At 67.4% G+C, this 24,280-nt stretch carries 3 protein-coding genes; all 3 read right to left on the bottom strand.

Features of this window, described 5'->3' with window-relative positions; all coding sequences use genetic code 11:
- Positions 1-4: 4 nt before the first annotated feature.
- The gene (locus PXJ20_RS14020; protein WP_421031385.1) at positions 5-2,122 is read right to left on the bottom strand and encodes a TonB-dependent siderophore receptor; all 2,118 of its coding nucleotides are present in this window, start codon (positions 2,120-2,122) and stop codon (positions 5-7) included.
- A gap of 256 nt (positions 2,123-2,378) precedes the next feature.
- Positions 2,379-8,072, bottom strand: a complete 5,694-nt coding sequence (locus PXJ20_RS14015; RefSeq protein WP_421031386.1) for an amino acid adenylation domain-containing protein — start codon at positions 8,070-8,072, stop codon at positions 2,379-2,381.
- On the bottom strand, positions 8,059-24,273 hold the full coding sequence (locus PXJ20_RS14010; RefSeq protein WP_421031387.1) for an amino acid adenylation domain-containing protein: 16,215 nt from the start codon (positions 24,271-24,273) through the stop codon (positions 8,059-8,061). Before PXJ20_RS14010 ends, PXJ20_RS14015 begins: the two co-directional genes overlap by 14 nt.
- Positions 24,274-24,280: the final 7 nt, after the last annotated feature.

Raw genomic sequence — 24,280 nt, 5'->3', positions numbered from 1 at the left:
ATTCTCACCACTGATACCGCGCCGTGCCGAGCACCGTGCGCGTGGCGCCCCAGTAGCACACCGCCGACGACGTGCAGTACGAGATGTACTCGCGATTGAAAACGTTCGACACGTTGAGCGCGAGACGCCAGTTCTGAATGTCGTAATGCGCGCCGACATCGACGAGCACGCGACCCGGCACAGTGAACGTGTTGGCGGCATCGCCCGCCGAACTGCTCATGTAGCGCACGCCGGAACCCACGCCGAAGTTGCGCAGCGGCCCGTGGTGGAACGTGTAGTCCGCCCAGAGCGAAGCCGTGTTGCGCGGCGCGATGGTGGGGCGCTTGCCATAGTTGCCCGTCGAGCGGGTGCTCTCGGTCACGATCTGATTGACGAACGCGTACGACGCAATGAGCTTGAGTTCCTCGGTGACGTTCGCATGCGCCTCGACCTCGATGCCGCGTGAACGGATCTGGCCGGTCTGGATGGTGAAGCCGGCATGCGAAGGATCGACGACAGAGACATTGTTCTGCGTGAGATTGAACGCAGCCACCGAGAAGTAGCCGTCGAAGCCGCGCGGCTGGTAGCGCACGCCCGCTTCCACCTGCTTGCCCGTGGTCGGCGCAAACGGCGCACCGGCATACGTGGCACCGAGCACCGGCTGGAACGACTTTGCATAGCTGACGTACGGCGCGATACCGCTATCGAACTCATAGGCCAGGCCCGCGCGCCACGTGAAGGCATGGTTGTTCACGTGGTAAGTGGTGGCACTGCCGGTGGTCAACGACGTGGTTTGCTGATTGCCGCCCGCCCAGTCTTCGCGCACGCCAAAGGTCAGCACCCATTTGCGCCAGCGCGCCTCGTCCTGTGCATAGACGCCCACCTGGCTCAGCGAGTAGTCAAGCCGCGTATTCGCCTGCTGCGTGGGTAGCGACGAGAAATTCGGGTTGTAGAGGTCCACGGTGCCCACCACGCCGTTGCCTTCCGTGTCGCCGAGCATCGAGCGCTGGTAGTCCACGCCGAAGAGCACCGTGTGCGCAACGCTTCCCGTCGTAAATTTCGCCTGAGCGTGGGTGTCGACTTCGAATTGCGAGTAGTGCTCGTTGTCGACGTTCGCCCACATCGAGACGGTGCGCTTGTTCGCCGCGAGGGCACTGGTGACCGACGTCTGATAGTAGTGGTCGTCGATGTGCAGGTAGCGAACGTTTTGCGACACGCTGAACGTGTCGTTGAACGCGTGCTCGAACTGGTAGCCGAACCAGTACTGCGTGCGGTGCATGCCGTCCCGGTTCGGGTCGCCGAAATACTGGTCCGGCCCAAGACGACCATTTGGATTACTGAACAGCGTGGCACCCGCCGGCACGGGATTGAACAGGCCACCGTTCGGGTCGCGCTGGAAGCTGCCCTGCAGCGTGAGGGTCGTGTTGCGGTCAGGCCGGATCGTCACCGAAGGCTGGATCGCAATGCGCTGGTCCTTGATGTCGCTCACCTGCGTTTCCGCGGTGCGGCCAAGGCCGGTGATCCGGTAAAGGACGGTGCCGTCCTTGTCCACCGGACCGCTGAAGTCGAAACCGAGCTGGTAATTGTTGTGGTTGCCGATCTGCATCATCACTTCGTGATAAGGCGTTTCGGTCGGCAGCTTGCTCACGTAGCTCACGAGGCCGCCGGGGCTACCCTGTCCGTAAAGCACCGAGGCGGGACCGTGGAGCACCTCCATGCGCTCGATGAAATATGGATCGATACGCGGCGTTGCAAAGCGCGGCGATTGATAGAGATGAAGTCCGTCAAGATACGAGTCCAGCGTGAAGCCGCGGCCGTACAGCTGGTCGAAGCGGACGTCGGTGCCGTCCTGCGTGTAGACGCCCGCGGTGTAGCGCAATGCCTGGTCCACCGTCTGCGCGCCCTGGTCGTCCATCTGCTGGCGCGTGATGACGGAGATGCTCTGCGGGTTCGTGAGCAGCGCAGAGTCTGTCTTGGTACCGGTCTTCGAGCGCGTGGCGACATAGCCCACACCCGGGCCGTCCGGCGCCTGAGCCGATTGCCCGCGAACGTTGACCACCGGCAACACCTGCGCGTCCGATGCTGCGGCGGCTGCGGCGGGTGCGCTTTCCTCACCCACTGCGTGTGCGCTGACGGCCAGCATGGCCGACGTCAAGGCGGCACACAGAGGCCGCAGGCGCAATCCGCGATGCTGCCCGCGTGCGGCCGATATCCGTGAAATTTTCTTGTGTCTTCCCGTTCTCATTGTCGCTTTACCCCGTTCGATGCCGATCTTGATGTCGCGAAATATTCTCAAAATTCGCTATGAATGTAAACGCAAATCACTCTCATTACGTAAAACGCTTGTGTTGTTGGCAGTTTGTAGGGGCATCCGCCCCTTCGCCATCCCTCGCCTCCAGTCAGGTAGTCACGGTCTGAAGCGCTTCCAGAAGCTGCCCCGCCAGCGCCGGGTGATGGACGATGCTCGTGTGAGTGGCATCCAGTTCCCGCCAGTGCACCTGCCCCGCGGTCCATTGCGCCCAATCCATCCGGCGTCGCGGGTCGGCGGTGCGCAACGCACGCCAGACGTGCAGGTCGGCGTCGATGCGCGGCAACGTGTGGCGCGCCATCAGCGCGGCATGCATCGCGTCGACGGCGAATGCTTCGCCTAGCAGCGTCCGCTCGCCGCGCGTCACAACGGTTTTGTCGAACGATGCGGCGTGCTGCTCGTCCGAGGCCAACGGGTCCGGGCCGTCTTCGCGATGCGTGGCCGTATCCACGATGCCGACGAACGACATGCGTCTGCCGCGCCGCGCCAGTACGTCGGCGATTGCAACGGCGAGCCGCCCTCCGAACGACCATCCGAGCAGCGCGCACGGCCCTTCGGGCTGAAGCGCTTCGATACAGGCGGCGTAGTGGGCGGCCAATGCCTCGAACGTCTCGCCACGCCACGGTGCGCCTCGCAGGGCCGGCGCCTGCAATGCGATGACGGACACGCGGCCATTCAGCGCCTGCGCCAGCGTGCAGTATTCGCCCACCATGCCGTAGCCCGGATGCAGGGCGAAGAGCATCGTGGACGCGCCGAGCGCATTCAGCGGCACGGCCGGAAGCCGCGCATCGTGTGGCGGCGATGCGTCCGACGATGCGTCCAGGGCGCGCGTGCGCTCGATCGTCTGCCCGCTTTTGCGGCGGCGTGCGAGCCAGTCCGACAACGCGTGCGCCGGCGGCACCGGCAAAGCGGACTCGTAGACCGCGCGCGCCACCCAGCTCGCGGCCACGTCGTCGTGACGTGCCCGGGCCTGAAGCGCTGCCGGAGCCGGCGGCAATGGCGACAAGAGCGACAAGAGCGACGACATGGGCGACGGCCGTGGCGACGCCACCCGCTCGCGGCCCGACGATGGGGCCACACGCAGGTGCTCGATCAATTCGCCGAGCGTCGTTTCGAAAGACGCCACGATCTGTCGGGCAACGGCCTCGCTGACGAATTGCGGCGCGTAGCCCCAGCTCAGCGAAAGCGAATCGCCGGCAATCCAGGCATTGACGTCGAGCGCGCGATCCGGCGTGCGTGCGCGAGCCGCCATCGCAGCCCCCGACGACTCGCTCGCAAAGCCGAACCGATCTCCTGCACGGAACGTCTGTTCGAAGCGGCCCAGATAGTTGAACGCAATCTCCGGAACCGGCAGTACCGTCAACGTGGCCCTGGCGCTTTCGTCCGCACATCGCGTGAGCAGCCCCCAGCCGAAACCGCGCCGAGGCACCGCGCCGAGCCGTTCGTGTACGCGCAGCAACGCGTCTTCAGGCGCCACGGACGCGCCCGGCAACGCCAGCGGATACTGCGTCGTGAACCAGCCGACGGTGCGACTCAGGTCCACGCCCTCGATCACATCTTCGCGGCCATGGCCTTCCAGCTCGACGAGCACCTCGTCTCGCGACGTTACTTCGCATATCGAACGAGATAGTGCCGCGAGCAATACCTCGTCCACACGCAGCCGATACGCGCGCGGCGCCTCGCGCAATAGCAACGCGGTGAGGTCGGCGGAGAGTTGTGTTCGCAGCGTTTTTTGCGGCTGCGCGTGCGGCGCGCGCTCGGGAAAGAGGCGACCGGCACGTAACGCAGGCGCATCGAGCGCGACTTGCCACCATGCCAGCTCGTGCATGAGTTCCGCGGATCTCGCATAGCGAAGCAGATGACGCACCCACGTACGCCACGATGTCGATGGCGCCGGCAACGTGATGGGCTCGCCGCGCTCAGCCTGCCCGTACGCCGTCTGCAGTTCGTCGAGCAGCACACGCCACGACACACCGTCCACCGACAGATGGTGGATTGCGACCAGCAGCCGCGTCTCCCCTTCCGGCATCTCGAAGCACCCCAGCCGCCACACCGGTCCGCCTTCGATATCCAGGCCCGCCTGGATACGCCCGCACGCCACCTCCAGTTCCCCCAGTGACGCCAGCGGTCCGCTGCGCACCAGGTCGTCGTCGATCTCATGCACCGCGACCTGCTTCCAGCCCTCTTCCCGCTTCACGAACCGCAGCCGCAGCGCGTCGTGCCGCTGCGCCAGGGCCCTCGCGGCACGCTCCAGCGCAGGCACGTCCAGACGGCCCCGCACCTTCAGCAGCACCGCCTGGTTCCAGTGCGATTCGCCCTGCGGATAGCGTTCGAAGAACAGCCGCTGGATCGGGGTCAGCGCGAGCGGCCCATCGTCTTCGACCAGGTTCGCGGTGGCCTGCTCATCGAGCCGCTCCACGCGCTGCGCGAGCGCGGCCACCGTCGGATGCTCGAACACCTGCCGCGGCGTGAGCTTCAGCCCCGCCTGTCTCGCCTTCGCGATGATCTGCAGGCTCTGGATCGAATCGCCCCCCGCCTCGAAGAAGTTCTCCGTCACGCCCAGGTCCTCGCGGCCCAGCACCGCGCACCAGACCGACAGCAGCAGCGCCTCGGTCTCGTTCGACGGTCCCACCCGCCCGCGCGGTACCTCCTGCGGCGGCGGCAGCGCGGCCCGGTCCAGCTTGCCGCTGGGCATCCACGGCAGACGCTCCAGCACCGTCACCGACGACGGCACCATGTAGCCCGGCAGCTTCTGCTCCAGCGTCCGCTGCAGGGTATCGGGCTGCGCTTCGCCCGATACACAGCCGGACACATACGCCGCCAGCCTGCGCCTGTCCCCCTCGCCCGTCACCACCACCGCCGCCTCGCGCACGCCCGGGCACTGCCGCAGCACCGCCTCGATCTCCCCCGGCTCGATGCGCTGCCCGCGCAGCTTCACCTGCTGGTCCAGGCGCCCGAGGAATTCCACCGTGCCGTCTGCACGCATGCGGCACAGGTCGCCGCTGCGGTACTGGCGTGCACCGGGTCCGCCGTACGGGTCCGGCACGAAGCGCTCCGCCGTGAGCGCGGCACGCCCCAGGTACCCGCGTGCCACCGTCGGGCCGCCGATGCACAGTTCGCCCAGACCGCCCACCGGGGCCCCGTCGCCGAACGCGTCCAGCACGCGGGCCGTGCGGCCCGGATAGGGCCGGCCGATCGGCACCGTCACCTCGTTCCCGTCTTCGGCACATGTCCGGCGGTACAGCGCCGCTACCGTGGTCTCCGTGGGGCCGTAGAGGTTGTCCAGCCGGATGTCGCCGAGCGGTCCTTCGCGCCAGTGCGCGAGCGCATCGCCCGGCAGTGCCTCGCCGCCCACCGTCACCTGCCGCAGACGCAGGGCCTCGCGCGCGGGCGCATGGCGCTGCCACTGCTGCCACAGCGCCGTCGGAATGCGCGCGAAGGTCACGCCGCGGCTCACCAGCCGCTCGCCCAGCCCCTGCAGGTCCCACGGCTGCTCGCCGCGCATCTCCACGGTCGCGCCCGTGAGCAGCGCCGGCAGCGTCTCGTGCAGCGCCACGTCGAAGTTGACCGTCGACGAGTGCAGCACCGTGTCGGCCGGACTGATGCCGTAGGTCGCGAGGAAGTCCTGCAGGTGCGTCCACAGCGCGCCGTGGCTCACCGCCACGCCCTTGGGGCGGCCCGTGGAGCCCGAGGTGTACAGCACGTAGGCAAGCTGGTCGGGATGCAGCGTTGCAGTGAAGCCGCAGGCCGGTACTTCATCGTGCTGCCCGACATCAATCACCTCGCAGCCCGCCAGCACACCGGCCATGCGCTGCGCGCTCACCGCGTCGGCCACCACGCGCGTGATGCTGGCGTCCTCCATCATCTGCGTCAGGCGTGCGGCCGGGTACTCCGGGTCCAGCGGCACGAAGGCCGCCCCCGAGCGGATGATGCCCACCAGCGCTGCGATCAGCGCCGGGCCGCGCCGCACGCACAGTCCCACGCGATGTTCGGCGCCTGCGCCGCGTTCCATGAGTTGCCGGGCGACCGCCGCCGACCACGCATCGAGTTCGCCGTAGCCCAGCGATTCGTCCTCGCAGCGCACCGCCACGGCTGAGGGCGTGCGCTGCGCCTGCGCCACCAGCGCCGCCCCCAACGACATGAACGGATAGCGCGTCAACGTAGCCTCACCGGAACCACGCGTCAGTAGCTCAAGCTCGCCAACACGCCGCGCAGAGTCCTCCGCCAGCTGCCGCAGCACTGTTTCGTAGTGCGCCGCCACCCGCTCTACCGTCGTCCGATTGAACACATCGACCGCGTAATTGAACATCAGCCTCAGCGCGTGCCCGTCATCGACCACGTTCAGCGCGAGATCGAACCGCGCCGTGCCCGTTCCGCTTTCCTCGGCCTGCACGACGAGACCCGGCATCGCCACCGACGCCTCGCTCGTCGCCTGTTCGAGGTTGAACATCACCTGAAAGAGCGGCGCGCGGCCAAGGTCGCGCTCGAGATGAAGCGAATCGAGCACGCGGCCGAACGATGCGTCCTGGTGCTCCTGTGCCTCCAGCACACGTGCATGCAGGCCCGCAAGCAGCGCATCGAACGGCATGGCGCCAGAAACGTCGGCCTCGATGACGAGCGTATTCACGAAATAACCGATCAGCGCCTCCGTTTCGCGTCGTCGCCTGCCTGCCGACGGCACGCCTATGCGTATGCACGTCTGTCCGCCATATCGGTACAGCAGCGCCGCATAGGCGCCGAGCAGCACCGTGAACAGCGTCGTACCGTGTCGGCGCGCGAGGTCACGCAACGGCCGCGCGAGTTCGGCGTTCACGTCCACGCGGCAGCGCCCGCCATCCACGCTGCGCACCGCGGGTCGCGCACGATCGAGCGGCAATTCGAGCGCAGGCCGCTCCACGCCGAGCCGGGCAATCCAGTAAGCGAGGTCGTCGTCGGGCGCACCGTCGCGCCATTCTTCCTGCCACGCGGCGACGTCGCCAAAATGAATGCCGGGCTGCGGCAACGACCGCGCAATATCGCTTCCTTCGCTCTCTTCGCGCCCATCACTTCTAATCGCGGCACCGTACAGTGCCGCCAGTTCGCGAACGAGCAACGCCTGCGACCAGCCATCCGAAACGATGTGATGGGTCACGACGAGCAAAACGTGGCAGTCCGTATCAAGCGCAATCAGATCGACTCGCAGCATCGGCCCCGCTCGCAGATCGAACGGCTCGCGCGCCGCTTCGCGCAACGTCTTGCTCAATGCAGCCGGCTCATCGAGCACACGCTCTCGCCACGCGTAGCCTGCTGCGTCAGGAATCCGCTGAAGCGCCATGCCATCCCGCTCGATGAAGGTTGCGCGCAGCGCACCATGCCGTGCAACGAGCGCATCGAACGCGCGACGCAGCGCGCGAACGTCGAGCGCGCCCGTCAGCCTCATCGCACGCGAAAGGTTGTAGGCAGGGCTCGACGGATCGACGTTCCACAGAAACCAGAGCCGCTGCTGCGACGCGGACAGTGGATAACAATGGCCGTCGTCGTCCGCCTCGGACGAATCGCGCGAAAGCGGCACGACAGGCAAGTGCGCCGGATCGATGCCCTGCTCGCGCACCCTCTCGCGAAAGCGACGCCGCTGTTGCACCGGCAGCGCCGCGTATTTGCGCGAGATGGCGAGCGCCTGGCTCGTAGTGTCCTGACCGTCCTGAAAACCGGATGCGGTGTGCGCCACCGCATGAGCCTCGCCGCGCACAGTCGGTTCGTTGGTCGCCGTAGTCGACATATCGTGGAGCGCCTCAATCGAGTTCATCGAACAGTCCGTCGAGTGCCTGCAATGCGGCGGCTTGCGCTCGCGGTGCGTCGGCTGTAGCGGCATCAGTGGTATCGGCGGCAAGTGCCGCAGCGAGTCGCGCGGGCGTGGAGGCGTCGAACAGCATCGCGAGCGCCACCTTTCGGCCCAGCCCTTCAGAAAGCCGCGCAATCACGCGCACCGCCGCGAGAGAATGGCCGCCCAGTGCGAAGAAGTCGTCATCCGCGCCAACGCGCGCAATGCCCAGCACCTCGCCGAATGCCTGCGCGATCAGCGTCTGTACTTCGCCCACGGGTTCGGCCCACGACGCGTCGTCCGCACCCCGATCGCCGAAGCGCGCGAGTGCATTGCGATCGAGCTTGCCGTTCGCGGTGCGCGGCAGCGCGTCGATTGCATGGATCGCGGCCGGCACCATGTAGGCCGGCAAGCGCGCACGCAGCGTTGCCCGCCACTCCTGCGGCAACGCCCGACCCTCGTTCACCACGACATAGCCGATCAACCGCGGCTCCGCAGTGCCCACGCCCGGCACGAGCGCAACGGCCGCGTCGCTTACGCCATCGAACTCGCGCAGCGCCGCTTCGATCTCACCAGGCTCGATGCGATATCCGCGCAGCTTCACCTGCTGGTCGATGCGACCCAGGCATTCGATGTCGCCCTCGCGCCGCTCGCGTGCAAGGTCGCCCGTGCGGTACATCCGCGCGCCGGGCGGTCCCCACGGATCGGGCACGAAGCGTTCAGCCGTGAGCGCAGCGCGACCGAGATAACCGCGCGCCAGGTTGTCGCCGCCGATGCAAAGCTCGCCGATGCCGCCTTGCAGTGTCAGCGCCCCACTCGCATCGACGATGCGCAGCGTGTTCGCATGCAGCGCGCGACCGATCGTGACGGTCCCGCGAGGCACGACGCGCGCGCACGTGGACCAGATCGTCGTTTCAGTCGGCCCGTACAGGTTCCAGAGCGAGACGCCGCGCGCCATCAATTGCGCGGCAAGGTCGGGCGCCAGCACTTCGCCTCCCGAGAGGGCTGCGAAGCCACGCCCGTCTGCTGGGCCACGCCAGCCTGCTTCCACCAGCAAGCGCCAGCCGCTTGGCGTGGCCTGCATGGCCGTGGCGCCGCTCGTCTCGATCAGCGCGGCGAGCGCTTCGCCATTGCCGGCCGTTTGCGCATCGGCAAGCTCGATGCACGCGCCCTTCGTGAGGGGCAAGCAGAATTCGAGCAACGAGATATCGAACGAGGACGTCGTGACCGAAAGCAGCACGTCGTGTTCGGAAAGGCCTGGCGCGATACCCACGCTCGCGATGAGCCTCGCCAGTGCGCCGTGCGAAACCGCGACGCCCTTCGGACGGCCTGTCGATCCCGACGTGTAGATGACGTAGGCAAGCTGATCGGCAGGAACGGGCCGTGCCGGCAGCGGCCCTGCACTTTCCGCGTTCGCAGGCAGATCCGCGTCGATCACGATGCGCCCATCAAGCCCATTTTCAAGTCGTTCGATTCCTTCGGTATCCGCAATGACTCGGGTAATGCCGGCGTCATCAAGCATGAAACGCAAACGGTCGACCGGGAACGACGGATCGAGCGGCACGTACGCCGCGCCGCTGCGCCACACACCGAGCATGCTCGCGATGAGAGCCGGCGATCGGCGCATACAGACGGCGACGCGTTCTTCGCGAGCCACGCCGCTTGCGCGCAGTCGTGCGTCGATTGCCGCGGCCCAGCGCGCCAGCGTCGCATAGTCCACGGCGGCGCCGTGCTGACGCACCGCGATGCGCGCCGGCACACGCGCGGCCTCGGCGGCGAAGCGCTCGTGGCACGCAAGCCACGCTGTTTCGGGCAACGCTTCGGCATGAGGCGCACCGCGCTGCACGACTACGTCGCCGATAAAACGCGCCGCGTGCTCGCCTTCCTCGGCCAGCGCATCGAGCAGCAGCAGATAGTGCCGCTGCAACGCAGCGATCTGCGCCTGATCGAGCCGCCGGCTGTCCCAGCCCCAATGCAGTTCGAGCTGCTTTGCCGGCAGGATGGTCAGCGTCAACGGATAGTGTGTGCGCTCGACGGCATCCACACGCTCCACGCGCAAGCGGCTCGCGTCGCTGCCCGTCACGCGTTCCGCACGCGCGGCAACGGGATAGTTTTCGAAGACGATGAGGCTGTCGAACAGCGCATCGCCGCTTCGCCCCGCCCATTGCTGCAACGAAGCCAGCGGCGTGTGCTCCACTTCGCGCATCTCCACGTTCCAGCGCTGCACCTCGGCCAGCCAGTCCGACACCGCTGCCTCGCCGGGTACACGTACGAACACGGGCAAGCTGTTGATGAAGAGACCGAACATCTCCTCCGCGCCTGCAAGCGTGGCCGGGCGACCCGACACCGTGACGCCGAATGCGATGGTGGACTTGCCGCTCAGCCGCGCGAGCAGCACGGCCCACGCGCCTTGCATCAGCGTGTTGAGCGTCACGCGATAACGCTGTGCCGCGCGGCGCACGCGCTGGTCGAGCGCGGCGCCGATCCGCGTCACAGCCTTTTGTGTCACGCCCTTTTGCGTCACAACTTCTGTCGGCGCGCGCTCAGAGCTCTCACGCGGCGCGGCAAGGCTCGCCGTCAGCGTGCCTGGATCGTCGAGCGCCGCGAGCCTCTCGAGCCACCAGTCCCGCGGATCGGGCTGCTTAGCAAGCCACTCCACATAGCGGCGGTACGGCAGCGGCACCGTCGCCACGCGTGCCGCTTCATGCCGTGCACCGAGCGCGCGTTCGTAGTCGTCGAAGACTTCGTTCAGGAGCCGCGCACCGCTCCAGCCGTCGGTGAGCACGTGATGGTGAGTGCGCACGAGATCGAAACGGCCGTCCGGACGCAGGAACACGTTGACGCGCATGAGCGGCGCCTGCGATGCATCGATGCCCGCCGCGAGATCGGCCGCTCGCCACGTAGCAAGGCGAGTGTCGTAGTCCGAGGCGTGGGCATTGCCGATATCGCGCCAATCGTGCACCACGAACGGCAACGCCGCCTCGCGCTCCACTACCTGCATCAACATACCGTCAGGATGCCGTACGAACCGCGTACGCAATGCGTCGTGACGCGCGACGGCGGCCTGCCACGCGGCGCGTAGCGCGTTGGCGTCGAAGGGACCAGCAAGCGTCAGCTGAAGCTGGTTCACGTAGACGCCCTGGCCATGCGCAAGCTCGCTGTGATAGAGCAACCCCTGTTGCAGCGGCGTGGCGGGGTAAATGTCTGCAACGCTGCCCAGCCGCAGACCGAGCGCGCGCAACTGCGCGTCGTCAAGGCCCGAGAGCGGGAAGTCGGATGCGCTTGCGCCGGGCGGCGCAACCATGCAGTGCGCGATGAGCGAGACGACTTCGAAATCGAAGTCGGCTACAAGACGCTCCACCGTTTCGCGATCGATCCTCGCCGGATCGAAACGCCAGCGCAGCAGCAGCGTGTCGCCTGTGACGATGCCGTTGAGGTCCAGCGCGTAGTCGAGCCGCGCGCCGTCGCCGTGCGTGGCGCCCGCAGGCTCGGCGCTGAACGTGAAGCGCGAGTCGGCATCGAGCGACTGATCGAAGCGGCCCAGATAGTTGAAGCTCACCGCTGGACGCCGGCGCTCGCGACTCGCATCGAGCAAACCCCAATGCAGTCCCTTGTGCGGCACGGCGCGCACGCGCGTCTTCACCGCGACGAGCGCGTCGCCGGGCGCGACGTGCGCAGCGGGCAACGCGACGGGAAAACGCGTGGTGAACCAGCCGACAGTGCGACTCAGGTCCACGCCGTCGATCACATCTTCGCGGCCATGGCCTTCGAGTTCGACGGCGACCTCCTTCGCGCCGCTCCATTTTCCGAGTGCACGCGCCAGCGCCGCGAGCAGCAATTCATCGACTCGCGTGCGGTATGCACGCGACGCGTTTTGCAGCAGATCGCGCGTGCGTGCCGCATCAAGCGTCCAGTCGAGGGTCGCGCTGTGCGCCATACGCGTGCCCGCGGCGGGGCGGAACGGCAGATCGGCCGCGGCGTCGAGCGCGGAGAGTGCCTGCTGCCACCACGATGCTTCGGACTGCACCGGCTCTGTTTGCGCATAGCGAAGCAGATGACGCACCCACGAGCGCCACGATGTCGATGGCGCCGGCAACGTGATGGGCTCACCGCGTTCAGCCTGCCCGTACGCCGTCTGCAGTTCGTCGAGCAGCACGCGCCACGACACACCATCCACCGAGAGATGGTGGATCGCCACCAGCAGCCGCGCTTCCCCTTCCGGCGTCTCGAAGTACCCCAGCCGCCACACCGGTCCACGTTCGATATCCAGGCTCGCCTGGATACGCCCGCACGCCGCCTCCAGTTCCCCCAGTGACGCCAGCTGTCTGCTGCGCACCAGGTCTTCACCGATCTCATGCGCCGCGACCTGCTTCCACGCACCGTCCCGCTTCACGAACCGCAGCCGCAGCGCGTCGTGACGCTGCGCCAGGGCCCTCGCGGCACGCTCCAGCGCGGGCACGTCCAGACGGCCCCGCACCTTCAGCAGCACCGCCTGGTTCCAGTGCGATTCCCCCTGCGGATAGCGTTCGAAGAACAGCCGCTGGATCGGCGTGAGCGCGAGCGGCTCATCGTCTTCGACCAGGTTCGCGGTGGACTGCGCTTCGAGCCGCTCCACGCGCTGCGCGAGCGCGGCCACCGTCGGATGCTCGAACACCTGCCGCGGCGTGAGCTTCAGCCCCACCTGTCTCGCCTTCGCGATGATCTGCAGGCTCTGGATCGAATCGCCCCCCGCCTCGAAGAAGTTCTCCGTCACGCCAAGGTCGTCGCGGCCCAGCACCGCGCACCAGACCGACAGCAGTAGCGCCTCGGTCTCGTTCGACGCTTCCACCCGCCCGCGCGGTACCTCCTGCGGCGGCGGCAGCGCGGCCCGGTCCAGCTTGCCGCTGGGCATCCACGGCAGACGCTCCAGCACCGTCACCGACGACGGCACCATGTAGCCCGGCAGCTTCTGCTCCAGCGCCCGCTGCAGGGTATCGGGCCGTGTGTCCCCGGACACATACGCCGCCAGCCTGCGCTTCTCCCCCTCGCCCGTCACCACCACCGCCGCCTCGCGCACGCCCGGGCACTGCCGCAGCACCGCCTCGATCTCCCCCGGCTCGATGCGCTGCCCGCGCAGCTTCACCTGCTGGTCCAGCCGCCCGAGGAATTCCACCGTGCCATCCTCGCGCATGCGGCACAGGTCGCCGCTGCGGTACTGGCGTGCACCGGGGCCGCCGTACGGGTCCGGCACGAAGCGCTCCGCCGTGAGCGCCGCACGCCCCAGGTACCCGCGTGCCACCGTCGGGCCGCCGATGCACAGTTCGCCCAGACCGCCCACCGGGGCCCCGTCGCCGAATGCATCCAGTACGCGGGCCGTGCGGCCCGGATAGGGGCGGCCGATCGGCACTGTCACCTCGCCCGTGTCTTCGTCCTGTGTCCGGCGGTACAGCGCCGCTACCGTGGTCTCCGTGGGGCCGTAGAGGTTGTCCAGCCGGATGTCGCCGAGCGGTCCTTCGCGCCAGTGCGCGAGCGCATCGCCCGGCAGCGCCTCGCCGCCCACCGTCACCTGCCGCAGACGCAGGGCCCCGCGCGGCGGCGCATGGCGCTGCCACTGCTGCCACAGCGCCGTCGGAATGCGCGCGAAGGTCACGCCGCGGCTCACCAGCCGCTCGCCCAGCCCCTGCAGGTCCCACGGCTGCTCGCCGCGCATCTCCACGGTCGCGCCCGTGAGCAGCGCCGGCAGCGTCTCGTGCAGCGCCACGTCGAAGTTGACCGTCGACGAGTGCAGCACCGTGTCGGCCGGGCTGATGCCGTAGGTCGCGAGGAAGTCCTGCAGGTGCGTCCACAGCGCGCCGTGGCTCACCGCCACGCCCTTGGGGCGGCCCGTCGAGCCGGAGGTGTACAGCACGTAGGCAAGCTGGTCGGGATGCAGCGTTGCAGTGAAGCCGCCGGCCGGCACTTCATCGTGCAGCCCGACATCAATCACCTCGCAGCCCGCCAGCACACCGGCCATGCGCTGCGCGCTCACCGCGTCGGCCACCACGCGCGTGATGCCCGCGTCCTGCATCATCTGCGTCAGGCGTGCGGCCGGGTACTCCGGGTCCAGCGGCACGAAGGCCGCCCCCGAGCGGATGATGCCCACCAGCGCCGCGATCAGCGCCGGGCCGCGTCGCACGCACAGTCCCACGCGATGTTCGGCGCCTGCGCCGCGTTCCATGAGTTGCCGGGCGACCGCCGCCGACCACGCATCGAGTTGGCCGTAGCCCAGCGATTCGTCCTCGCAGCGCACCGCCACGGCTGAGGGCGTGCGCTGCGCCTGCGCCACCAGCGCTGCCCCCAACGACATGAACGGATAGCGTGTCAACGCTGCTTCACCGGAACCACGCGGCAACAGTTCAAGCGCTCCGACACGCCGTGCAGAGTCCTCCGCCAGCTGCCGCAGCACCGTCTCGTAGTGCGTCGCCAGACGCTCCACCGTCGTGCGATCAATCCGCGCCCCATCCCACGACCATTCGAGCGCCAAGCCCTGCGCTCGCGGAATGATCGCGAGTGCCAGCGGGTAGTGCGTCGGGTCCACCGATTCAACGGCGCCAATTTCGAGGTCGCCGTCGCCATCGCGCGCAACGTCCACGGGATAGTTCTCGAACACCACGAGGCTGTCGAACAGCGCATCACCGCTGCGCCCCGCCCACTGCTGCACCTGCGCGAGCGGTGTGTGCTCGTACTGCCGCAGCGTCGCAAACGCCTGCTGCAAGTCGCGCAGCCACACGCCCACGTCCGCGTCCGCCTTCACCTCCACCCACACGGGTAGCGTGTTGATGAAAAGGCCCAGCATGCGGTCGATGCCCGGCACATGCGCGGGGCGCCCCGAAAACGTCGTGCCATACGCAACGCTGCGCCGATGTCCGTAGCGCGCAAGCACCACGGCCCACGCTCCCTGCATCAGCGTATTGAGCGTGACTTCGTAGCGGCGCGCCGCAGCCTGAAGTTGCGAAGCAAGCGTGGCATCGATCCGTTGCCTGCGCGCATGCGTGCCCGCTTCCTGCACGCGTGGCGCAGGAAGACTCGCGGTGAGCGTCGCGGGGTCGTCCTCACAGAAGGCCTGCGCGATGCGCTCACGCCACCAGGCCTGCGTCTCAGCGTCACTCGCCGCCGCGCGAATCCATTCGACATACTGACGATATGGCGCAGCGGATTCAAAGACGACGGACGTGCCCGCCACACGCGCCCGATAGTCCCGCAAAATTTCCCCAACCAGACTCGCCACGCTCCAGCCATCGAGCAGCACATGGTGGTGCGTCCAGACCAGATCGACCGTGCGTGCGTCACGCACGAACAGCGCAACGCGCATCAATGGCGCAGCATCGAGCGCCATGCCCGCAGCGAGATCGCGCTCGCGCCAGGCAGCAAGACGCGCATCGTAGTCGCCGGCAGCAGACCAGTCGTGCATGTCGAACGGCAACGTGAGCCGCCGATGGACGATCTGCATCGCCTCACCGCCGTGCGACCACGCAAAGCACGTGCGCAGAACGGCGTGACGTTCGAGCGCGGCCTGCCACGCCGCGCGCATCGCGTCTCCGTCAATCGTGCCCGTGAGCGTGACGCGCATCTGGTTCAGGTACGCCGTCTGCCCCGGCTCCGCAGCAAGCGAGTGATAGAGCAGCCCGCTTTGCAGCGGCGTGGCCGGATAGACGTCTTCGATGTGCTCGGGCGCGAGACCGAGTGCGCGCCAGAGATCGGTCGAATACGACGTGCCGGTACCCGCGGACTGCGCGTCGCCGCGTGCATGCTGCGGCGACGCGGCCCGCGCCGCACGTGCCAGGCTCTCGACAGTCGGCGCCTCGAACACCATGCGCGGCGTCAGATGCAGCCCGGCATCGCGCGCCTTCGCGACGATCTGCAAGCTCAGGATCGAATCGCCGCCAACGACGAAGAAGTTGTCGGTCACGCCGATATCGTCGCGACGCAATACGTTGCGCCAGACCGCGAGCAACGCTTCTTCGTCCGGGCTCGACGGTGCCACCGCGCGTGTCGTGCTCGTCGCTTCGGGCGCGGGCAACGCCCGGCGATCCAGCTTGCCGTTCGGCGTAAGCGGCAAACGTTCGAGTTCCACGTACGACGTGGGCACCATATGCGACGGCAGACGCGCACTGAGCCATGTCTGCCAGCGTGCAACGTCGGTTCCGCTCTCGCTGTTTTCCGGCACCACGTAGGCCACCAGACGCTTTTCCATCCCCTCGCCGCCTGCGACCACCACCGCCGCCTCGCGCACCGCTTCGTGTGCCAGCAGCGCCGCCTCGATCTCTCCCGGTTCGATGCGGAAGCCGCGCAGCTTCACCTGGGAGTCGTTGCGCCCCAGGTACTCCAGGTCCCCATCGGGCAGGCGACGCGCAACGTCGCCTGAGCGGTACAGGCGTGCACCCGGCTCGCCGTACGGATCAGGCACGAAGCGTTCCGCCGTGAGCCCTGGTCTTCCCAGATAGCCGCGCGCGAGACCCGCGCCACCCACATACAGTTCGCCCACTGCGCCTACCGGCACGCGGTTCAGGTCCGCGTCCAGAACCTGCAGCGTGAGGTCATCCAGCGGCGCGCCGATCACACTGCGCCCCGCCTTCAGTGCCGCGTCATCGAGCAGACGGTAAGTGACGTGAACCGTGGTCTCGGTGATGCCGTACATGTTCACGAGCGACGGCAGCACGCCCTTTGCCTTCGCATCTTCGGCCCAGCGCGCAATCGACGCGGGCTCCAGACGTTCTCCACCGAAGATCACCGTGCGCAATGTCGTCAGCGTGTTGTCGCGGTCGGCCTGCGTCAGTTGCACGAACGCAGACGGTGTCTGGTTCAGCACCGTCACGCCTTCGCGCCTGAGCAGAGCGTGGAACGCCGATGGCTCGCGCGCTGTCCAGTGCGGCACGATCACGAGCCGGCCGCCGTGCACGAGTGCGCCGAAGATTTCCCACACGGAGAAGTCGAACGCGTACGAGTGGAACAGCGCCCATACGTCCTGCGCGTTGAAGCCGAAGCGGGACTGCGTGGCATCGAAAAGACGCGCCATGTCCGCGTGCGTGATGCCCACGCCCTTGGGGCGACCGGTCGAGCCCGACGTATAGATCACGTATGCAAGCTGCTGCGCATGCGGCCGAACGAACCGCGCCTCTTCAATACCGGAAACAACGTTGCGCAACGCCCCGGCGTCGATCACCGGGCGCCACGCGAACAGGTCGTGATGCTGCGCGAGGCTTTCGGCATCGGCCACGATGGGACCCAGCCGGGCATCCTCGACGATGTGCGCAAGGCGCTCACGCGGATACGACGGGTCGAGCGGCACATAGGTCGCGCCTGAACGCAGCACGCCCAGCAGCGCAGCAACCAGCGCAGCGGAGCGCTGCATCGCGACCCCGACGCGCGTTTCGGCCTTCACGCCGCGCCGTTTCAGTTCAGCCGCAATCGCGCGAGACCAGGCATCGAGCTGCGCGTACGTCACGCGGTGTTCGCCATCGATCAACGCAATCGCGTCACCGCGCTGCGCCGCGTGCATCGCGACGCGCGAAGCAACGTCGAGCGGTTCGGGCCAGCACGCCTTGGCACGCGGCGTCGGCTCATCACGCAGTTCGGGCAGTTCGAACGAGGCAAGCGGCCGCTCCGGGTCCGTGGCCCATGCGTCGAGCAGTCCCGCGAAATTGTGTGCGAGGCGCTCGATCGTGGATGCATCGAACACATCGGTGGCGTAGGTGAACGCGAGGTCGAGCCCGGCATCCGGCCTCTGCGCGATGTTGAGCATCAAGTCGAATTGCGCCTCGCCGTTGTCCGCCGGTTGCACCGTCACGTTCAACGCATCGCCGAACGACGAGCCGAGATCATGGTGTTGCTGTTGATTGACGAGCACCTGGAAGAGCGGCGTTCGCGCGAGGTCGCGCTCGGGCTGCAATGCCTTGACGACGCGCGCAAACGGCACGTCCTGGTTCCCGTAAGCGCCCAGCAGCCGCTCACGCACTTCGTCGATCAATTGCCCAACATGCATTGCACCGTGCGGTGCCGTGCGCAGCACGACGGTGTTGACGAAAAAGCCGGCGACGTTCGCCGCGCCAGGCAGATCGCGGCCCGCGAGCGGCACACCGATGCGGATGTCGCGCTGACCGGTGTAGCGATAGAGCAGCGCGTCGAACGCTGCGAGCAGGGCCATGAAGAGCGTGGCCTGGCGCTTGTCGGCCAGCGCACGCAGCGCCTCGGTGGTCGCGGCCGGCACGTGTATGCGGAGCCGTGCGCCCGGCGCGCGCCGCGCGTCGGTGCGGATGCGGTCGAATGGCAGCGCGAGCAGGTGCGCCGCTTCGTCGTCGGTGGCAAGTTCGGTCCGCCACCAGTTCAACTGGGTTTTCTCGCGCTCGGGTGTGAGGTGCGCGGCGCGCGCCTGCATTACGTCGCAGTAGGTGACCCATGCGGCAGCGGCAACCGCCGTTGCATCGCCGCGCTCGCCGGCACGATCTGCGGCGAATGCGCGATAGAGCCGCGAAAAGTCGTCGAACAACAGGCCCACCGACCAGTCGTCGCCAACGATGTGATGAAGCACGAGATGCAGCACATGCTGGTTGTCGGCGAGACGAACAAGCGTTGCACGCACGGGCGGCTCGGCCATGAGGTCGAACGGCTCACGCGCGAGTTCGCTCAGACGCGCAGTCAACGTTGCCTCTTCCGCGCTTGCGTCAGGCCGTTGCAGATCGAGCAAACGAATTTGTGCGGCCGACCCGGCATCCACACGTTGATGCGCAACGCCATCTGTTTCGCCGAAGCGCATACGCAGCGCCGGATGACGAACGCTCAACGCGGCGAATGCGGCACGCAGCGCGTCCACATCGAGGCGACCATCGAAACGCAACGCACCGCTCACGTGATAGGCGCTGCTGCGCGGATCCAGCTTCCAGATGAACCACAGGCTTTCCTGCGATGCAGAGAGCGGTATCGGTGCGCCGAGGGCGTAATCCACGGTGAGTTGACGCGCGCCGTCGCTATCGCTTTCGTCGCTATTACCGTCTTTATCGCTGAGTGTCGACGCCCCTGCCTGCGCAGACGATGTGCCGCGCACGATCGCGGCGAAGTCTTCGAGCACGGGGTGTTCGAATAGCGCGCGCAGCGTGGGGGCATCGCCGAACACGGCACGCATGGCCGAGATGACCCGAACGGCGAGCAGCGAATGGCCGCCAAGCCGGAAGAAATCATCGCGCGCGCCAACACGGTCGACGCCCAGCACGTCCTGCCAGATCGCTGCGAGCTTCGCTTCGGTTTCGTCGCGAGGCGCCACGAACGAAAGCGGCGACGTGGACGCGAATTCCGGTACAGGCAACGCCCGGCGATCCAGCTTGCCGTTTGGCGTGAGCGGCAAACGTTCGAGTTCCACGTACGAGCTCGGAACCATATGCGACGGCAGACGCGCACTGAGCCATGTCTGCCAGCGTGCAACGTCGGTTCCGCTCTCGCTGTTTTCGGGCACCACGTACGCCACCAGCCGCTTTTCCGTCCCCTCGCCGCCTGCGACCACCACCGCCGCCTCGCGCACCGCTTCGTGTGCCAGCAGCGCCGCCTCGATCTCCCCCGGCTCGATGCGGAAGCCGCGCAGCTTCACCTGGGCGTCGTTGCGTCCCAGGTACTCCAGGTCGCCATCGGGCAGCCGACGTGCAACGTCGCCCGAGCGGTACAGGCGTGCACCCGGCTCGCCGTACGGATCAGGCACGAAGCGTTCCGCCGTGAGCCCTGGTCTTCCCAGATAGCCGCGCGCGAGACCCGCGCCGCCCACATACAGTTCGCCCACTGCGCCTACCGGCACGCGGTTCAGGTCCGCGTCCAGAACCTGCAGCGTGAGGTCATCCAGCGGCGCGCCGATCACACTGCGCCCCGCCTTCAGTGCCGCGTCATCGAGCAGGCGGTAAGTGACGTGAACCGTGGTCTCGGTGATGCCGTACATGTTCACGAGCGACGGCAGCACGCCTTTCGCTTTTGCGCCTTCGGCCCAGCGCGCAATCGATGCGGGCTCCAGACGTTCCCCGCCGAAGATCACCGTGCGCAGCGCCGTCAGCGTGTTGTCGCGATCGGCCTGCGTCAGTTGCACGAACGCAGACGGTGTCTGGTTCAGCACCGTCACGCCTTCGCGCCTGAGCAGCGCGTGGAAGGCCGATGGCTCGCGCGCTGTCCAGTGCGGCACGATCACGAGCCGGCCGCCATGCACGAGTGCGCCGAAGATCTCCCACACGGAGAAGTCGAACGCGTACGAGTGGAACAGCGTCCATACGTCCTGCGCGTTGAAGCCGAAGCGGGACTGCGTGGCATCGAAGAGACGCGCCACGTCCGCGTGCGTGATGCCCACGCCCTTGGGGCGACCGGTCGAGCCCGACGTATAGATCACGTATGCAAGCTGCTGCGCATGCGGTTGCGCAAACGTGGCGTCTACCTGCGAAGCATCGCCCTGAACACGCAACACGCTTTCATCAAGCAACGCGACGCCCGGCAGCAGCGATGCAAACCTCGGCATGTGTGCGGGCTCGGTGAGCACCGCGTCGAGCCCCGCATCGAGCGCGATCTCGCGCAAGCGGTCGTCGGGATAGGCGGGATCGAGCGGCACATAGGCCGCGCTCGAACGCAGCACGCCGAGTATCGCTGCAACCAGAGCGGGCGAGCGCGTCATTGCTACGCCGATGCGACGCTCGCCGGCTCCTGCGCAAACACGCAGGCCCCCCTGCGCAATGCGCGCCGACCATGCATCGAGTTCGCGATACGTTACCGACGCGTGTACACCATCGTCGCCGGTAAAGCGGATTGCGACAGCATCGGGTCGCACCCTGGCCTGTGTTTCGATGCGCGTGGTCACGGCCTCGAAAGGGAACGTGGACGATGTGCGCACGGCATCCACGGTTACATCGTCGAGCGCGATGTCGCGCAGCCGAGCGTCGTCCGATGCTTCGAGCCGTTGAGCCATTCGATCGAGCACGCGTTCGAAATGCGTTGCAAGCCGCAACACCGCATTCTCCGAAACATGCGCGGCGTGCCAATGCCATTCGATCCGGAGCCCCTCACCCCGTATTTGCGGCGCCGTCCCACGCGGTGCAGCCACGAGCGTAAGGGGCAAATGCGTGCGGCTGTACGCATCCACGCCGCGCAGACCCACGGCCTCGCGCTTCGCATCGATAGCTTCGTCGAGCGGATAGTTCTCGAATACGACGAGGCTGTCGAAGAGCGAACTGCCACGCACCCCCGCCCACTGCTGCAACGAGGCGAGCGGCGTGTGCTCGACCTCGCGCAATTCGGCGTTGCTGCGCTGAAGCGCGGCAAGCCAGGCGGCGATGGGTGCAGCAGGTTCGACATCGACGGCCAGCGGCAGGCTGTTGATGAAGAGCCCGACGATGGATTGCGCCGCGGGCAATTCCGCAGGCCGCCCCGACATGGTGGTGCCGAACACCACCTGGCCGCGCCCCGAAAAATGCGCGAGCACAAGGGCCCACGCCGCTTGTACAAGCGTGTTGAGCGTGACCTGCGCCCGCCGCGCCGCACGTTGGGCACGTGCGTAGTCCATTGCGCCGATTTCGCGCACGATCCGCCGGGTCTCGTTCGCGTCGTTCCCAGCGGCGCCTCGCGGCACGCGGTTTGAATCAAAGAACGCATTGCCGCCGAGCGCATCCGCAAGACCGGCGGACGTCTGGAACGCGGCGAGTCGCGTGCGCCAGAAGGCGCTCACGTCGGGCTGCCGACGCAGCCAGCGCACATAGTCCACGTAGCGTGAACCAGGCGCGTTATCGAACGTGGCATCGGACGTCATGCCGGGCTCGTGTCCATCGACCAGCGCGGCATAGGCGCGCACGACCTCGGACGCCACCTGCGCCGTGCTCCAGCCATCCGTCAACGCATGGTGGTGCGTCCAGAGCACGTCATGCGCACCGTCCGGCCGCACGAAGGCATCGACGCGCATGAGCGGCGCGGCCTGCAGATCGAAACCACGAGCCTCAATCGAAGCGCGTGCGCTCTGGAACACTGCTTCATAGTCATCGGCCGTTTCGGCTTGAAGAGGATGCAGATCGAACGGCAACGCGGCGTGCCGCTCGACGACCTGAAGCGGTTCGCCGCCAGGCGGGCAAACAAAGCGCGTACGCAGCACGGGATGGCGCGCCACGACCATTGCCCACGCGCGGCGCATTGCATCCACGCGCAGGTTCGCAAGGGTCAGGCGCAGTTGCGAAACGTAGAGGCCCGGGTCGCCCGCGAACATGCCGTGAAAGAGCAACCCCTGTTGCATCGGCGTGGCTGGATAGACCGCTTCCACGGCATCGCGCGCAACGCCGGCCTGCGCGAACCACTCGTCTTCCTCTGCTGCGTTGTGCTCACTGGCGACCACCCGTTCATCGATCCCAGCCACTGGAGGCTGCGCGGCACCCGGCGTCGGCACATCGGCGGGCAATGCAATCGCGACGCGCGCCGCCGCTTCTATGGTCGCGTAGTCGAACATCTGTTTCGGCGTGAGCTTGAGCCCTGCGCGGCGCGCCTTCGCGATGATCTGCAGGCTCAGTATCGAATCGCCGCCAATCTCGAAGAAGTTGTCCGAGACGCCAATGTCCTCGCGTTTGAGCACCTGCTTCCATATTGCGGCGAGCGCGCGCTCGGCTTCGTTGCGCGGCTCGATACGTGCGGTGCGTTGCGCCGTTGCGTCGTCGCAGGACGCAGGCAGTGCCGCGCGATCCACCTTGCCGTTGGCCGTCAGCGGCAACGCCGCAAGCACCTGCAGCGACGACGGCACCATGTAGTCGGGCAATTGCGCGGCGAGCCGCGCGCGAATGGCGTCGATGTCGAGCGGTGCGGAGGACGTGAGATACGCCGCGAGCTTCAACGGTCCGTCGCCTTCGTCTGCACGCGCAATGACGATTGCATCGCGCACGCCTTCCTCGCCGCGCAGCCGCGCCGCAATTTCTTCGGGTTCCACACGAAAGCCGCGAATCTTCACCTGATCGTCAAGTCGACCGAGAAACGCGAACTCGCCGCCAGGCAAGCGCCGGCTCTTGTCGCCGGTGCGATAGAGTCGCGCGCCGTGTCCCGCGGAATCGGGCACGAAGCGCTCCGCCGTGAGCGATGGCCGGCCCAGGTAGCCGTAGGCCACGCTCGCCCCACCGATACAAAGCTCCCCCGTCACGCCCTTCGGCACCGCGTTGCCGTCCGCATCGATGATGCGCGCTTCAACGTGCGCGAGCGGCGTGCCGAGCGGCAGCGTCGTCGCGCGCCCGGCGTCGCCCGTGTGCGTGAGCACGCCGACCGCCGTTTCAGTAGGCCCGTAGTGATTGATCAGCACGCAGCCCGAGCGCAGCAAGGCCACCTGCGCAGCAAGCCTGGCCGGCGCCGCTTCGCCGCCCACCACGAGGCAGCGCCGCGGCAACACCGACGCAGGCGCATGGCCCTGCATCAACGCATCGAGATGGCTGGGCACGATCTTCAGCAAATCCACCGCATGCGTGTCCATGTAGGTGCCGAAGGCATCGGGGTCGCCGGCCACGTCGGCGTCGATGGCGTGCAGCGTCCAGCCGTGCCACAGCGCGCCGAAGAGCGCCGTGTGACCGAGGTCCGCAGCAGGCGTCGAAATCCATGCAGCGCTGGCGATGCCATCGGGCAAGCGCTCGGCGAGGCTGCGCAGATACGCCGCAAGCGCCGCATGGCTCAACATGACGCCCTTCGGCTGCCCGGTCGAGCCCGAGGTGTAAATGACGTAGGCGGGCCAGACGAAGACGCTGTCGTCGGCGGGCGGCATCGGCGCGACCTGCGTGTCGGCGTCATGTGGAACACGCAGCGACTGCGCATCGACCAACGGCACACCTTCAGGCCACCACTCGCCCAGCGTCGTGCCGCTGCCCACGATCACGCGCGCGGCGCAGTCCTGCGCCTGCCACCGCAGGCGCGCCGCAGGCAACGCAGGATCGAGCGGCACGTAGCAGCCGCGCAGCCGCCAGACGGCAAGCACGCTCGCGACAAATGCGGCACCACGCGGACACGCAATGGCCACGCGATCGCCCGGCTGAACGTGCGCATGGGCGAGCTTCGACGCGAGACGGCCGGACCACGCCCACAGGTCCTGCCAGTTGAGCGGCCCATCGCGATCCACAACGGCTGTCGCGTGAGGCCGCTCGTTGGCGAATTGCGCAACGCGGGCGGGCAAGAAGTGAAGATCGAATTGATTGGCTTGCATGGGGCCC

It is taken from the genome of Paraburkholderia sp. A1RI_3L (genome assembly GCF_048957895.1).
Lineage (GTDB): Bacteria > Pseudomonadota > Gammaproteobacteria > Burkholderiales > Burkholderiaceae > Paraburkholderia > Paraburkholderia kururiensis.
This window is presented reverse-complemented; position numbering and strand designations above follow the sequence as displayed.